This is a genomic window from Hydrogenophaga sp., from assembly GCF_036675665.1.
Taxonomy (GTDB): Bacteria; Pseudomonadota; Gammaproteobacteria; order Burkholderiales; family Burkholderiaceae_C; genus Hydrogenophaga.
Map to the genome: position 1 here is coordinate 273,216 of NZ_JAKFEO010000007.1, position 13,697 is coordinate 286,912.

Consider the following 13,697-nt stretch of genomic DNA (forward strand, 5'->3'; position numbering starts at 1 on the left):
GCCGCGGCACAAGACTCGAATCAAACCTTGCGCAGATGCGGCTTCACCAGACAAAAACAAGCGTGGCAGGTTTACCGAGTCCGCTCCAACGCAAGGGCAAAACGGCGCAATGTCGACGGAGGAACCTCGCCCAGCACCGTCAGCCAATGGTCGCCAACCCGCTTGCTGACAGAGTGCGTTGCGCCGACCACAGCCGCCTTTTCCTGCCCATGCCGTTGCGGATCGAAGGGTTCGACAAACAGGGACACCGAGGCCAGGCCGTCGGAGAACACCCATTGCATCGGCGCTGTGCCAGGCGCCTGGCCGGCACCGGTGTCGCGGGTGTGGCAACTCATGGCCGCGAACCCGGGCACGGCTTCTTTCAACCGCCAGCCCTCAGCTTCAGCCGTGGTCTTCCTGAGCACCGGTTTGTGTACTTCATAGCCACGCGTGTCCTTCATCAGTCGCTGGAGCTTGTCCATGCTGACCGAAGCATCGAGGTGAAGTTCGGAGAATGCCATTTGCTCCAGCACGGCCCCTTGCTCACCCAGCGTCTGCAGCTTCACCACCAGACCTGTCTGCTGCTCGGACCAGATGCGATAGCCGAACCTGAGCTCATCTCTGGGCAGGATTTCAACCATGTCGGCCAAGTGCCCCGCCACGCGTTGCACACCGGTCTCGCGCGCCGAATAGAACTGTGGAATCAGGTTGCTCGGTGTGCGCAGCAACTCGGGGAACAAGCCCAGCGATTCACGCTTTTCGACAAACGCCGTCTTGGTCTCTGGCTCGAACGTGATGACGTCGTTGTTGCGGCGAATGGTCGTGCGAGGCGCACCGGTCAGCGTGTCGATGCGCTCCATTTGCTGAGTACCGTCGCATACATGCCAGATCTTCGAAGCGGACATGGCGGGTCCTGCCGACACCACCAGCGTGCCGGTATAGGCCCGCTGTCGCGAAGCCTCGTGCATGCGTGTGAGCCACTCGTTGACGGTCCGCGTCCCGCTTTGGGCGCCCGGGCTGACCTGTGCCTGCAAGGGACCGCCCAACAGCAGCCCCGCGGCCAACAGGGCCATGGCTCCCACCGGGCGCCAGCGGCCACGGCGAGAAAGACTGCGCGGGATGTGCATGAACGAAGCATCTGCAAAAACAGGCACGGCGGGTCTGGCCTCAAACAGGTCTGGCGTCATGGCAGTTCAGCGCCCCGCCGCGTCGTACGTCGCATTGCGAATGAACCCGGAAGGCATTTGCAGGGCCGACATGCCACCATGCTGGCGGTGCTCGGCCAGCAATGCTTCGAGCTGGGCATCGCGGATCAAAACGCCCCGATCGGTGCTGACCACCACTGGCGTGGCGGTCGAAGGCACAGCGGCGGTTGCCGCCGTCGTGGGCTGCAGGGTGGGCATCGAATCAGTGCCAGGCGAAGTCAACGCCAGTTGAGCGCCCGCAGCGCCATCCTGCACTCCCCCCGATCCAACCAACACACTCCAGCTCACAGCCATCACGGCTGCGATGGAGGCAAGCCCTGCCACCAGCTTCCAGCGAAAGACGGCATCGTTGGCGGCCTCGCTGCGGCGATTTTCGGTACCAACGGCAATCACCTCTGCAGGCCGCAGGGGTGTGACATCCGTTTCGATGTCCTGTGTTTGCAGACGGCGTCTGACAGCGGCCAGGAAATCCCTGGTCGACGTTGAACCCACCGGATCTTCATGTCCGCGGAGAACATCCCCGATCACCTGATAGGCATGCCAGTCCGACATGGCTTCGGTTGAAACGACAAGGGAAGCCAGCAAAGCGCCCAACTCCGATGCACGGAGTTCCCCATCGACCAGCGCCGAGATGGCGAGATCGTTGTCGGCGCCGCCCGTCAGGGCTGCGGCGTTTTCACCTGGCAACTGGTTGTGATGTTGTGCGGCATTCATGATTCATTTCCCCGTTTGCAATGCAATCGGCCGAGCCCGTGTCATTCGATTGCTGCGCCGTTACCAGCGCTTACCCGTCTGGCGCTCCAGCATGGGCTTGATTCGCCCCGAAATCGCCTCGCGGGCCCGGAATATCCGCGAGCGAACTGTACCGATCGGACATTCCAGCGCTTGCGCTATTTCCTCGTAACTCATGCCCTCAATTTCCCGCAGGGTAATCGCCATGCGCAACTCTTCGGGCAACGCATCCATGGCCGCATTGACCGCCTGGGCGATCTCCTTGCTGGCCAACACCGCTTCGGGCGTCTCGGTATCGGCAGCGTTGAAATTTAGTTCGCGTTCCGACGAGGAAGTTTCATCCTCATCCGAGGATTTCATCTGCGACTGAAAAACCAGGGGGTCGCGCTTGAGCTCCATCAGTTGCTTCTTGGCCGTGTTGACCGCAATCCGGTAGAGCCACGTGTAGAACTGGGCGTCGCCCCGGAACTGCGCCAGGGCGCGGTACGCGCGGATGAACGTTTCCTGCGCGATGTCCTGGACCAAGTCGGAGTCGCGCACCATGCGGCCAATGAGCCGCTCGACTCGGCGCTGGTACTTGATGACGAGCAACTCGAAAGCGCGCTGCTCGCCGCCCAGCGTGCGCTGCACCAACATGACATCGCTGTCGGGCGGCGGGGCTGTGTGATCTTCGGGAGTCATGCGCGCGGAAATATAACCCAGGGGGTCGAACGGAGGACTGGACGCGATCCAAGACCTGCAATGCGGGCCCCTGGCAAATGGGGGCAGGCGCTCCTCACGTGCGACTCGAAACAAGGGCGCGGCGAAGGTCGTTCCAACGCGCCGGATGTCTGCTTCTCTCCAGCCAGATCCAGCGCTGGCCAGTGCTGACTGACCGAAAGCGCAGCAAAATCCTGTTCTGAAGATCCAGCACCCACTCCATCTGGCTCAGTGCTACAGACTCGGAACTGGACGGGTCGCTCCAAAGCCATGCGCCTGCTCCACCCTCGTCGAGCACTGTATTTGAGTCCCATTCCAGGGTTCCCTGGTGTGACCGTAGCCAACTCGTGGCAGCCACCGCAACCCAAGCCATCCACAAAAGCACGCAGGCCAGCACAGCGGTCCACCCCCAAGAATGGTCCAACCGCTGAACAAGCCCAAGCAGGAACAAGGCCCCCACCGCCGCACTCACCAAGCCGATGATCGTCAGCAGCAAGGCATGAAAGACGCAACGCCCCACCGGGTAGACCACGGATGGGGCGTTGTACATGGAGGTATCTCAGGATAGGAGCGATCGTTGAGGTCAAACGCGCTTGAAAACCAGTGAGCCGTTGGTGCCGCCAAAGCCAAAGTTGTTCTTCAACGCAATATCGATCTTCATGTCTCGCGCCGTGTTGGCGCAGTAATCCAGGTCGCATTCCGGGTCCTGGTTGAAGATGTTGATGGTCGGCGGGCTCTTTTGATGATGCAGTGCGAGCACGGTGAACACACTCTCGATGCCACCGGCTCCACCCAGCAAGTGACCAGTCATGGACTTGGTGGAGTTCACCACCACCTTGTGCGCATGGTCACCCAGAGCCGCCTTGATGGCATTCGTTTCGTTCAGATCACCCAGAGGCGTCGAGGTGCCGTGCGCGTTGAGGTAGTCCACTTGATCGGCGTTCAAGCCCGCATTGCGCAGTGCATTGACCATGGCGCGCCGAGGGCCGTCCATGCTGGGCGCCGTCATGTGGCCGGCATCGGCGCTCATGCCATAGCCCGAAAGCTCGGCATAGATTCGCGCGCCGCGCGCCTTGGCGAACTCGTACTCTTCCAGCACCATGACCCCGGCACCTTCACCCAGCACGAAACCGTCTCTGTCCTTGTCCCATGGACGAGAAGCGGTTGCGGGGTCGTCGTTGCGCGTCGATACCGCCCGCATCGCGGCGAAGCCCCCGACACCCAAGGGCGACACAGTGGCTTCCGAGCCACCTGCAACGATCACGTCGGCATCGCCGTATTCGATCTTGCGTGCGGCCTCGCCGATGCAATGCAAACCCGTGGTGCATGCGGTGACCACCGCCAGGTTCGGGCCCTTGAAGCCGTATCGAATGGAAACGTGGCCGGCGATCATGTTGATGATCGAAGCAGGCACAAAAAAGGGCGAGATGCGGCGCGGGCCACGACTCACCAGCTCGGCATGCATGTTTTCGATCAGCGGAAGCCCGCCGATACCCGAACCGATGATGCAACCGATGCGGATGGCGGTCTCCTCATCCAGCGCGTCACCCAAGGGCAGTCCCGAATCGACGACGGCCTGGTGAGCCGCCGCAATTCCGTAGTGGATGAAGCTGTCCATCGTGCGCGCCTCTTTGGCGCTCATGTAGGACTCCAGGTCGAAGCCCTTCACCTCGCCTGCGATCTTGCAGGCGAAGTTGGATGCGTCAAACCGGGTGATGAGATCAATGCCGGAACGTCCGGCCAGGAGATTGGTCCAAGCGTCTGCCACCGTGTTGCCCACGGGGCTGATACAGCCCAGACCGGTCACGACAACGCGACGACGGCTCATTCAATTCCCCCACGCCTTGTTTCGCGCACCTCGGACGCTGCGTCTGACGGACGTGCGGGCCGGGCGACGATCAAGCGTTTGCAAATGGACAATCAGGCCTTCTGGTGGGCCATTGCGTATTCGATGGCGTTCTGCACCGTCGTGATCTTCTCGGCATCTTCGTCGGGGATTTCGATACCGAATTCGTCCTCGAGAGCCATCACCAGTTCAACCGTGTCCAGGGAATCGGCGCCGAGATCGGCCACAAAAGCTTTCTCGTTGGTGACCTGACCCTCTTCCACGCCGAGTTGTTCGGCAATGATTTTCTTAACACGTGCTTCGATATCGCTCATAAGTCCCTCTGAGGGTGGTTGAAATACAAGGCCGCCATTTTAGCCGGGCTAGGGAGGTCTCCCCAGATGGCCCGCCGGGCGGCTGGCGCGGCGATTCGACAAAATTGAAAGAGAGGCCTCTCAGGCCATGAACATGCCGCCATTGACGTGCAACTCCTGGCCCGTCACGTAAGACGCCTGCGGGCCGGCCAGGTAGGCCACCGCGTGCGCGATGTCGGCCGGTTTGCCCAGATGCCCGAGTGGAATCTGGCCCAACAAAGCCTTTTGCTGCTCTTCGGGCAGCGCCGCGGTCATGTCTGTTTCGATGAAACCTGGCGCCACGCAATTCACCGTGATGTTGCGGCTGCCCAGTTCACGCGCCAGCGCACGTGTCATGCCCGCCACGCCGGCCTTGGCGGCGGCATAGTTGGCCTGGCCCGCGTTGCCCGAGGCACCGACCACGCTGGTGATGCTGATGATGCGACCGTAGCGCTGCTTCATCATCGGGCGAATCACAGCCCGGCTCATGCGAAAAACGGCCTTGAGGTTGGTGTCCAGCACGGCATCCCAGTCGTCGTCCTTCAGACGCATGGCCAGCATGTCACGGGTGATGCCGGCGTTGTTCACCAGCACCTGCAGACCGCCGTGGGTCTTGACGATCTCATCGATCAGCAGCTCAGCCAAAGCCGCATCGTTCACGTCCAGCTTCGCGCCACGGCACCCCGCAGCAACCCCGGGAACACCGGACAGACTGGTGGTGATCTTGGCGGCACCGTCGTCGCTGGTGGCGGTACCGATCACGATCAGGCCGCGTGCAGCGAGCTCGTGAGCAATGGCGGCACCAATGCCGCGCGAGGCCCCGGTGACGAGCGCCACCTGACCTGCAAACTTCACTTCAGACATGGTGTGCTCCGGGCCTCAGGCCAACAAGGTTTTGACATCGGCCAGCGTGGCCGGGTCGTACAGGGCCACGCCTGTGAGTTCGGGGTCGATGCGTTTGACCATGCCGGCCAGCACCTTGCCCGGGCCGCTTTCGATGATCGTGTCAATGCCACGCGCCTTGATGGCCTGCACACATTCGACCCAGCGCACCGGGCCGAAGGCCTGGCGGTACAACGCGTCGCGGATGAGGTCGGCGTCGGCTTCCTCGGCCACGTCGATGTTGTTGATCACCGGAATCTGCGATGGTGCAAAGGCGGTGTTCGCCAACATCTCCCGCAACCGCTCTGCCGCCGGCTTCATGAGGCTGGAATGGAAAGGCGCCGACACCGGCAACGGCAGCGCGCGCTTGGCACCATTTGCCTTGAGCACCTCGCAGGCCTTGTCCACCGCTGCCTTGCTGCCGGCAATCACGGTCTGGGCGGGATCGTTGAAGTTCACCGCCTCAACCACTTCGACGCTGCCCGCGCCAAACGTGGCTTGCGCCTCAGCACAGCCCGCAATGACACGTTGCGCATCCATGCCCAGGATGGCGGCCATGGCCCCGGTGCCGACAGGCACTGCTTCCTGCATGGCGGTCGCGCGAAATCGCACCAGCGGCGCGGCTTGGGCCAGCGTCAACACGCCAGACGCGACCAACGCGGCGTATTCACCCAGTGAGTGTCCAGCCAGCACGGATGGCAACGCACCACCCTCGGCGCGCCAAACGCGCCATGCGGCCACGCCCGCAACCAGCATCACGGGCTGGGTATTGGTGGTCAGGGACAACAATTCCTTGGGGCCTTCGTGAATCAGCCGACCCACGTTTTCGCCCAGCGCATCCGATGCTTCAACGAGTATGCCCAGCACCTCGGGATGGTCGCCCCAGGCATCGAGCATGCCCACGGATTGGGAGCCTTGGCCAGGAAATACAAACGCGAAATTCTTCATGTGATCTTCAAATGGTCTTGTGCGGGGGGAGCCTTGGCTCAGGGCCGTCGCGCTCAGAAGTCCAGCAGCACAGCGCCCCAGGTGAAGCCGCCGCCCACCCCTTCAAGCATCAAGGTGTCACCCCGCTTGACCTGCCCCTTGCGCACGGCATGGTCCAGCGCCAGCGGAATCGAGGCGGCTGACGTATTGCCGTGCTGATCGACGGTCACCACCACCTTGTCCATGGGCAGCTTGAGCTTGCGTGCCGTGCTTTGCATGATGCGGATATTCGCCTGGTGGGGAATGAGCCAGTCGACATCTTCGGCTGTTCGGCCCGCCTTGGCGAGCACGGCTCGCGCGGTGTCTTCGAGCACGCCAACGGCCAGTTTGAACACCGCCTGGCCGTCCATCTTGAGCAAAGGGTCACCCAGAATTGCGCCACCCGACACATGCCCGGGTACACACAGGAGGCCCGAGTGCTTGCCATCGGCATGGATGTCGGTGGCGAGAATACCGGGCGCATCAGACGCTTCGAGCACCACGGCGCCCGCACCGTCACCGAACAACACACAGGTCGTGCGGTCGTTGAAATCCAGGATGCGGCTGAACACTTCGGAGCCGACCACGAGCGCCTTGTGGGCCGTACCCGACTGGATCAGGGCGTCGGCCACGGTGAGCGCGTAGATGAACCCGCTGCAGACCGCCTGCACATCGAACACCGGACAACCCGCCATGCCCAGTTTGTGCTGCAAAAGCGCTGCGGTGGAGGGAAAGACCATGTCAGGCGTCGACGTGGCCACGATGATGAGATCAATGTCTGCCGGCAGCACGCCCGCGGCGGCCATGGCATCGCGGCAGGCCACGGCGGCCAGATCGCTGGCAAACACGCCGTCAGCGGCGAAATGCCGCGCGCGGATGCCGGTGCGCTCGACGATCCAGTCGTCGCTGGTTTCCACGCCGCGCGTCGCCAACATGTCAACCATGTCGGCGTTGGTCAGGCGGTTTGGCGGCAGGCAACTGCCGGTGCCGGTGATGCGGGCAAAGCGGGTCATGCGAAGCGGATCGGGCGGATCAAAGTGTCGGGATGCTCTTGAGCTCGCTGGGCAGCGACTCTGGCGAGATCAGCTGCCGGGCATGTGCGATGCGATCACGCACGTTGTCCAGCAGCTGGTTGTGGGCCGCATCATAAGCCCGCCTCAAGGCATGCTCGAACGCAAAAGCATCGGCGGAGCCGTGGCTCTTGAACACCAGACCTTGCAGGCCGAGCAGAGCAGCGCCGTTGTATCTGCGGTGGTCCACGCGGTTTTTAAACGACTTTAGAACCGGATAGGCCACAATCGCCGCCATTTTCCGAAAAATGCTGCTCGAAAACTCTTCGCGTATGAAGCCGCTGATCATGGAGGCCAAGCCTTCGCTGGCCTTCAGCGCAACATTGCCCACAAAACCGTCGCAAACAACGATGTCGGTCGTTCCCTTGAAAATGTCATCACCCTCAACATTGCCAAAAAAGTTGAGATCGCCGGTGTTGGCCGCATTTCGCAGCAAGACACCCGCTTTTTTGATCACTTCGCTGCCTTTGATGACCTCCTCACCCACGTTCAGCAACCCGACACTGGGCTCCGGGCGACCGGTGGCGGCCGCCACCAGCGCCGAGCCCATCACGGCGAATTGAAGAAGGTGTTCGGCTGAACAATCGACATTGGCGCCCAGGTCCAGAACGGTTGTGGCACCACCACGGGCATTGGGCATTTGCGTGGCAATCGCAGGCCGGTCAATACCATCCATGGTTTTGAGCACATAACGGGCAATCGCCATCAAGGCACCGGTGTTGCCGGCCGAGACGACCGCCTGCGCATGGCCGTCCTTGACCTGATTGATGGCAATCCGCATGGATGAGTCTTTTTTGCGGCGAAGCGCAATCTCCAGCGGGTCGTCCATTCCGACAACCTCTGTGGCAGACACCACCATGCAGCGGACGTTGTTGAGCAACTGAGGCCACGCCCGGAACACCTCGGGTTTGCCCACCAACAACAGTTGGGCCTGCGGGTGGCTGGCGAGAAAGGCCTGGCAGGCGGGCATCGTCACGCCCGGGCCGACGTCTCCACCCATGCAATCCACGGCAATGGTGATCATCTCAACTTCCTGAGGAGGGCACGCAGGTGCCCCGTCCATGAAAAAAGCCCGCATGGATCATGCGGGCCTGTGCCTGTCGAGCCCGCTCGGCCCCGAGCGCATGACGCAGCAGGGCCAACGGCGAACCGTCACGTCAGGCTTCGGATTTGTTCTTCAACACCTGGCGGCCACGGTAGAAACCGTTGGGGCTGATGTGATGACGCAGGTGGATTTCGCCGGTGGTGGGTTCCACAGCAATGCCCGGCACGTTCAGGGCGTTGTGCGAACGGTGCATGCCGCGCTTGGAGGGGGACTTTTTGTTTTGCTGAACAGCCATGGTGGGCTCCTGAAATCGGTAGGGTCAAACGGGTGCGCCTGAACCATGCACATCGGTGTGCCTTTGGATGCCAGCGCAAAGCCAAGCATTATAGCCCGAAGCCTGCGCCTGCAGCCACCTCCCCTTGTCGGGGCTGTCCAAAGAGCCTACTTCTTGAGCTTGGCCAGACCGGCGAACGGGTTCTTGCGCTCAGGCTCACTGTCCTCCGGCCCCGTCATGGGGTCGGATGTGCTCATGACCACAGGCACCGGACAGGTTTCGTGCAGCGGCACCAGCGGCAATTCCATCAGCAACTCATCTTCCAGCACATCGTAGAGCTTGGGACGTGGCTCCAGCGCCAACAGGTCTTCCTCGCAATCGTCGTCTTCCGCGGCCGCGGTGGCCTCGTCGGCGACAAAGCGGAACCAGCGGTCCACCAACAGGGGCGTTTCGACCGGACCCAGGCAGCGCTGGCAAGTCAGGGGCACCCGGGCGCTGGCCTCCAGGTGCAGCCAGACTGCCGGGGCACCGCCTGAAGCCCCGGGGCGCATTTCGCCCTGGGCCTGCCAGCTCACGCAGCCCAGCGCCGGCGCACCGTCTTCCTGGTGGGCTTCGGCTTGGAGGCGCTCGAAACGCGTCATGGGATCTTGGGCTTTCAGACTGGCGCCGGCCTGGGCAAATGCGCGCACATCCAGCCGATCGGGGCTCCAGGCTGTCTTGGGGGAGGGTTTCATGTGGATCAGTTTAAGAGAATGCAAGGAGAATAGCGGGATGACCTCCGACCGCCCAAGCGCAACACCTCCGGCCTCGCGCCCTCTCATCCTGGGCTCCACGTCCCGCTACCGGCACGAACTGCTGTCGCGTTTGAAATTGCCCTTTGAGGCTGTGGCGCCGAACGTCGACGAAACCCCTCACTCGGGCGAAAACCCCGCCGACCTGGCGGTGCGGCTGGCGTTGGCCAAAGCGCGCGAAGTGGCGCAGCGCCATCCGCAGGCGGTGGTGATCGGCAGTGATCAGGTGGCGGATCTGCGCGGCGAACCGCTGGGCAAACCTGGCACGCACGAGCGGGCGGTGGCGCAACTCAAACGGCTGCGCGGCGAAACGGTGGTGTTTCAGACCGCGCTGGCCGTGGTCTGCGCGGCGACGGGGTTCGAGCAATGCGACATCGCCTCGGTACGCGTGGTGTTCCGAAAACTCAGTGACGCCGAGATCGAGCGCTACCTGCGAGCTGAGCAACCTTACGACTGCGCCGGCAGCGCCAAGAGCGAAGGCCTGGGCATTGCACTGCTGGAGCGCATCGACAACGACGACCCCACAGCACTTGTGGGCCTGCCCTTGATCCGCACCTGTCGCATGATCCGCGCCGCTGGCGTGCATGTGCCGTGAGTGGCGGGCAACCCCGAACGGGCGTGTTGTACCTGGTGCCCACGCCCCTGGATTTCGGCATGGCAGTGGACGCGGCACCGGCAGACACCTGGCTGCCCCGGGAAACGATGTCGGTGGCCAGCGGCCTGACCCACTGGATCACGGAGAACGCCAAGAGCACGCGCGCTTTCCTGAAGCGGGTGGAGACGGCAGGGGGCATCGCGGCGCCGGTGCAGGGTCAACACATCACCGAACTGCCCCGTGCTGCGCACAAGAAGGGCGACCACAACCCGCAGGTCGAGAGTGACGCCCAGGCGCGCGAGCTGCTGGCACCAGCCCTGCAAGGCCACGACATCGGCCTGGTGAGTGAAGCCGGCATGCCGGCCATCGCCGACCCGGGCAGTGCGGTGGTGCGCGCTGCGCACGCGATGGGATTGAGGGTGGTGCCGCTCACGGGCCCGGTATCGTTGATGCTGGCACTGTCGGCCAGCGGCCTGAACGGGCAGAATTTCGCGTTTGTCGGCTATGTGCCACAAGAAGCCACGGAGCGGGGCAAGCGCCTGCGCGAACTGGAAGCCCTGGCCCTGAAGACTGGGCAGACGCAGATACTGATCGAAACGCCCTACCGCAACACCACGCTGTTGCAAGCGCTCCTGCAGACGCTGCATCCGCACACCCGGCTGGCCGTGTGCTGCGCGTTGTCGCTGCCGCAGCAATTGAGCAGCAGCGCGTTGGTGAGTGAGTGGAAACGCAACCAGGGCATGGTCGGCCAACTTCCACTGGACACGCCAGCGGTGTTTCTGTTCGGTCGCTGAGGTGATCCCCCGCAGCTTTCAGCCCATCACGCGTTTGAGGTGGGCGCGCACTGACGCGCCGAGATCGGCATTGGCCAGCGCCAGATCGATTGTCGCCTCCAGAAAACCCTCTTTGCTGCCGCAGTCGTAACGCGTGCCGTCGTACCGGAACGCCTGCACCTTCTCGACGCCAATCAAGGCGGCAATGCCGTCGGTGAGCTGAATCTCGCCACCCGCGCCGCGCGGCTGACGCCGAATGCTCTCGAACACTGCGGGCGTGAGAACGTAGCGGCCAGCCACGGCCAGGGTGGACGGCGCCACGTCGGGCGCGGGCTTCTCGACCATGGCAAACACCTCTGCCAATACCGAGCTCGCGCCATGCACATCGACCACACCATAGCGGCGGGTGTCCGCTCGCGGCACGTCCTGCACGGCCAGCACGGTACCAGGGCTGGACTCATACGCCTGCACCATCTGCTGCAACACGGTCGGCCCACCCTCGCTTTGGCGGGAACCCATCATCAAGTCATCGGCCAGCAGCACGGCAAACGGTTCGTCGCCTACCAGTCGCTCGGCGCACAGCACCGCGTGACCCAGACCGAGCGCGCGGGGTTGGCGCACATACACGCAATCCATGTCGTCGGGTTTGATGGAGTGCACCAGTTCGAGCAGAGCCGACTTGCCAGCCGCTTCGAGTTCCATCTCCAGTTCATAGGCGGTGTCGAAGTGGTCTTCAATGGCCCGTTTGTGTCGGCCGGTCACGAAAATCATTTCGCGGATGCCGGCGGCATATGCCTCCTCCACCGCGTACTGGATCAAGGGCTTGTCCACCACCGGCAGCATTTCTTTTGGAATGGCTTTGGTGGCGGGAAGGAATCGGGTGCCCAGGCCACCGACGGGGAAAACGGCTTTGCGAATTTTCATGCTCTCACTTTGCGTTGTGGTGTCAGGCAGGAAGGATAGCCTTCCACGGCCAGGGTGAGATGTAAAAATACGTTGAAAGGCTACACTGCCCCCAGCATCGAGGCGACCTCATCGTCCTCACCGCCCAACCCAACACTGCAGCGCATGAGCATCACCCCCGTCATTCTTTGCGGAGGCTCCGGCACCCGCCTGTGGCCGCTGAGCCGCCAGAGTTTTCCCAAACAATTCGTGCCCCTGGTGGATGACCAGAGTCTGCTGCAGCTCACGCTCGCGCGCCTGGCCTGGTGTGGCAATCCGCCCGTGTGTGTGGCCTCGGAAGACCACCGCTTCCTGGTGGCCGATGCGATGGAATCGCAGGGATCGGCGGGTCAGGTGCTGCTGGAGCCCGCCGCGCGCAACACGGCGGCGGCCATGGCACTGGCCGCCCTGCTCGCCGCGAGCCCGCCCGATGCCGACCCGCTGCTGCTGTTCTGCCCGTCCGACCACCACATTCCGGATGTCGATGCTTTTGCACGCACGATCCGTCAGGGTGTTCCGGCGGCGGAGGCCGGGGCCATCGTCACCTTTGGTGTGGTGCCCAGTTTCCCGAGCACGGCCTATGGTTACATCGAGCAAGGCGATGCCCGAGCCGACGGCAGCCGCCGCGTGGCGCGCTTCATCGAAAAGCCAGCCCCTGCGGCGGCGCAGGCCTTGCTGCTGCAGGGCAACGTGTTGTGGAACGCCGGCATCTTCCTGGCCCGCGCCAGCACACTGCTGACGGCGCTCGGCCAGTACGCCGACGACATCCTTCAATCGTGCCGCCTGGCCATGGCCAGTCCGAAGCAGGACACCGTGGGTCACATCCATTTCGTGCGGCCGGACGCCGTGCCGTTCCTGGCCTGCCGCTCGCAGAGCATCGACTACGCCGTCATGGAGCACCACGCCGATGTGGCCGTGGTGCCTTTCCAGGGCCAGTGGAGCGATGTCGGCAGCTGGAACGCGGTGGCCGACCTCAGCCCGGCCGACGACGACGGCAACCGCATCACCGGACAAGGCCACACCCTGCACGCGAGCAACACCTTCATCCACGCACCGGGCCGCACCGTGGTGGCCCTGGGCACGCGAGACCTGTTGATCATCGATACGCCCGATGCCTTGCTGGTCGCGCAGCGGGACCACGCGGAACAGGTCAAGGACGTGGTCGCGCATCTCTCGCGGTTGCAGGTGCCGCAGGCCGCCCTGCACCGCCGCGTGGCGCGCCCCTGGGGCTGGTACGACAGCGTCGACATGGGCGAGCGGTTCCAGGTCAAGCGCATCGGTGTCAAACCCGGCGCCTCCCTGAGCCTGCAAAAGCACCACCACCGAGCCGAACACTGGATCGTCGTCAAGGGCACGGCCGAGGTCACGCGTGGACAGGAGGTCTATCTCCTGTCCGAGAACCAGTCCACCTACATCCCCATTGGCGAGGTGCATCGTCTGCACAACCCCGGCAAGCTGTCGCTGGAGATGATCGAGGTGCAGTCCGGCAGTTACCTGGGTGAAGACGACATCGTTCGCCTGGAAGACAAGTACGGTCGCCAGCCCGACGCCGCCAAACCCTGAGAA

16 protein-coding genes are annotated in these 13,697 nt (G+C 63.2%); 3 read left to right on the top strand and 13 right to left on the bottom strand.

Annotated features, from left to right (window positions below):
• Positions 1–71 precede the first annotated feature (71 nt).
• The 12 genes from V6M63_RS04060 to V6M63_RS04115 form a co-directional block, all read right to left on the bottom strand.
• Entirely contained in the window at positions 72–1,052 is a 981-nt protein-coding gene (locus V6M63_RS04060; RefSeq protein ID WP_332739699.1) for a MucB/RseB C-terminal domain-containing protein, read from the bottom strand.
• Between the two features lie 120 nt (positions 1,053–1,172).
• Positions 1,173–1,898, bottom strand: a complete 726-nt coding sequence (locus V6M63_RS04065) for a sigma-E factor negative regulatory protein (protein ID WP_332739701.1) — start codon at positions 1,896–1,898, stop codon at positions 1,173–1,175.
• A 60-nt stretch (positions 1,899–1,958) separates the two neighbouring features.
• Entirely contained in the window at positions 1,959–2,597 is a 639-nt protein-coding gene (gene rpoE / locus V6M63_RS04070; protein WP_332739703.1) for an RNA polymerase sigma factor RpoE, read from the bottom strand.
• 94 nt (positions 2,598–2,691) lie between these two features.
• Entirely contained in the window at positions 2,692–3,165 is a 474-nt protein-coding gene (locus V6M63_RS04075) for a hypothetical protein (RefSeq protein WP_332739705.1), read from the bottom strand.
• A gap of 33 nt (positions 3,166–3,198) precedes the next feature.
• Positions 3,199–4,443, bottom strand: a complete 1,245-nt coding sequence (gene fabF, locus V6M63_RS04080) for a beta-ketoacyl-ACP synthase II (RefSeq protein WP_332739707.1) — start codon at positions 4,441–4,443, stop codon at positions 3,199–3,201.
• 92 nt (positions 4,444–4,535) lie between these two features.
• Complete coding sequence (gene acpP, locus V6M63_RS04085; RefSeq protein ID WP_332739709.1) at positions 4,536–4,775, bottom strand: acyl carrier protein; 240 nt, start codon at positions 4,773–4,775, stop codon at positions 4,536–4,538.
• A 120-nt stretch (positions 4,776–4,895) separates the two neighbouring features.
• Positions 4,896–5,657, bottom strand: a complete 762-nt coding sequence (fabG, locus tag V6M63_RS04090) for a 3-oxoacyl-ACP reductase FabG (protein WP_332739711.1) — start codon at positions 5,655–5,657, stop codon at positions 4,896–4,898.
• A 15-nt stretch (positions 5,658–5,672) separates the two neighbouring features.
• The gene (gene fabD, locus V6M63_RS04095; RefSeq protein WP_332739713.1) at positions 5,673–6,623 is read right to left on the bottom strand and encodes an ACP S-malonyltransferase; all 951 of its coding nucleotides are present in this window, start codon (positions 6,621–6,623) and stop codon (positions 5,673–5,675) included.
• A 53-nt stretch (positions 6,624–6,676) separates the two neighbouring features.
• On the bottom strand, positions 6,677–7,654 hold the full coding sequence (locus V6M63_RS04100) for a beta-ketoacyl-ACP synthase III (protein ID WP_332739715.1): 978 nt from the start codon (positions 7,652–7,654) through the stop codon (positions 6,677–6,679).
• Positions 7,655–7,673: 19 nt separating this feature from the next.
• The gene (gene plsX / locus V6M63_RS04105) at positions 7,674–8,735 is read right to left on the bottom strand and encodes a phosphate acyltransferase PlsX (RefSeq protein ID WP_332739717.1); all 1,062 of its coding nucleotides are present in this window, start codon (positions 8,733–8,735) and stop codon (positions 7,674–7,676) included.
• Between the two features lie 133 nt (positions 8,736–8,868).
• Entirely contained in the window at positions 8,869–9,051 is a 183-nt protein-coding gene (gene rpmF, locus V6M63_RS04110) for a 50S ribosomal protein L32 (RefSeq protein ID WP_019575026.1), read from the bottom strand.
• Between the two features lie 146 nt (positions 9,052–9,197).
• A complete protein-coding gene (locus V6M63_RS04115; RefSeq protein ID WP_332739727.1) occupies positions 9,198–9,764 on the bottom strand; it encodes a YceD family protein in 567 nt (188 codons plus the stop codon).
• 37 nt (positions 9,765–9,801) lie between these two features.
• Here V6M63_RS04115 and V6M63_RS04120 point away from each other — a divergent pair, with 37 nt between their 5' ends.
• Both V6M63_RS04120 and V6M63_RS04125 read left to right on the top strand, forming a co-directional pair.
• Entirely contained in the window at positions 9,802–10,416 is a 615-nt protein-coding gene (locus tag V6M63_RS04120) for a Maf family protein (RefSeq protein WP_332739729.1), read from the top strand.
• 59 nt (positions 10,417–10,475) lie between these two features.
• Complete coding sequence (locus V6M63_RS04125) at positions 10,476–11,210, top strand: SAM-dependent methyltransferase (RefSeq protein ID WP_332740137.1); 735 nt, start codon at positions 10,476–10,478, stop codon at positions 11,208–11,210.
• Positions 11,211–11,228: 18 nt separating this feature from the next.
• Here the strand turns inward: V6M63_RS04125 and galU are convergent, their stop codons facing one another.
• The gene (galU, locus tag V6M63_RS04130; protein ID WP_332739730.1) at positions 11,229–12,113 is read right to left on the bottom strand and encodes a UTP--glucose-1-phosphate uridylyltransferase GalU; all 885 of its coding nucleotides are present in this window, start codon (positions 12,111–12,113) and stop codon (positions 11,229–11,231) included.
• 144 nt (positions 12,114–12,257) lie between these two features.
• Between galU and V6M63_RS04135 the strand changes: the two genes are divergently transcribed.
• The gene (locus V6M63_RS04135) at positions 12,258–13,694 is read left to right on the top strand and encodes a mannose-1-phosphate guanylyltransferase/mannose-6-phosphate isomerase (protein ID WP_332739732.1); all 1,437 of its coding nucleotides are present in this window, start codon (positions 12,258–12,260) and stop codon (positions 13,692–13,694) included.
• The last annotated feature ends 3 nt before the right edge of the window (positions 13,695–13,697 follow it).

Excerpts from the sequence above, each read along its gene's own strand:
- acpP (WP_332739709.1), bottom strand. The coding sequence starts at position 4,775 with ATGAGCGATATCGAAGCACGTGTTAAGAAAATCATTGCCGAACAACTC.
- fabD (WP_332739713.1), bottom strand. The coding sequence starts at position 6,623 with ATGAAGAATTTCGCGTTTGTATTTCCTGGCCAAGGCTCCCAATCCGTG.
- V6M63_RS04060 (WP_332739699.1), bottom strand. The coding sequence starts at position 1,052 with ATGGCCCTGTTGGCCGCGGGGCTGCTGTTGGGCGGTCCCTTGCAGGCA.
- V6M63_RS04135 (WP_332739732.1), top strand. The coding sequence starts at position 12,258 with ATGAGCATCACCCCCGTCATTCTTTGCGGAGGCTCCGGCACCCGCCTG.
- rpmF (WP_019575026.1), bottom strand. The coding sequence starts at position 9,051 with ATGGCTGTTCAGCAAAACAAAAAGTCCCCCTCCAAGCGCGGCATGCAC.
- rpoE (WP_332739703.1), bottom strand. The coding sequence starts at position 2,597 with ATGACTCCCGAAGATCACACAGCCCCGCCGCCCGACAGCGATGTCATG.
- fabG (WP_332739711.1), bottom strand. The coding sequence starts at position 5,657 with ATGTCTGAAGTGAAGTTTGCAGGTCAGGTGGCGCTCGTCACCGGGGCC.
- V6M63_RS04115 (WP_332739727.1), bottom strand. The coding sequence starts at position 9,764 with ATGAAACCCTCCCCCAAGACAGCCTGGAGCCCCGATCGGCTGGATGTG.
- fabF (WP_332739707.1), bottom strand. The coding sequence starts at position 4,443 with ATGAGCCGTCGTCGCGTTGTCGTGACCGGTCTGGGCTGTATCAGCCCC.
- V6M63_RS04100 (WP_332739715.1), bottom strand. The coding sequence starts at position 7,654 with ATGACCCGCTTTGCCCGCATCACCGGCACCGGCAGTTGCCTGCCGCCA.
- V6M63_RS04120 (WP_332739729.1), top strand. The coding sequence starts at position 9,802 with ATGACCTCCGACCGCCCAAGCGCAACACCTCCGGCCTCGCGCCCTCTC.
- plsX (WP_332739717.1), bottom strand. The coding sequence starts at position 8,735 with ATGATCACCATTGCCGTGGATTGCATGGGTGGAGACGTCGGCCCGGGC.
- V6M63_RS04125 (WP_332740137.1), top strand. The coding sequence starts at position 10,476 with ATGGCAGTGGACGCGGCACCGGCAGACACCTGGCTGCCCCGGGAAACG.
- V6M63_RS04065 (WP_332739701.1), bottom strand. The coding sequence starts at position 1,898 with ATGAATGCCGCACAACATCACAACCAGTTGCCAGGTGAAAACGCCGCA.
- galU (WP_332739730.1), bottom strand. The coding sequence starts at position 12,113 with ATGAAAATTCGCAAAGCCGTTTTCCCCGTCGGTGGCCTGGGCACCCGA.
- V6M63_RS04075 (WP_332739705.1), bottom strand. The coding sequence starts at position 3,165 with ATGTACAACGCCCCATCCGTGGTCTACCCGGTGGGGCGTTGCGTCTTT.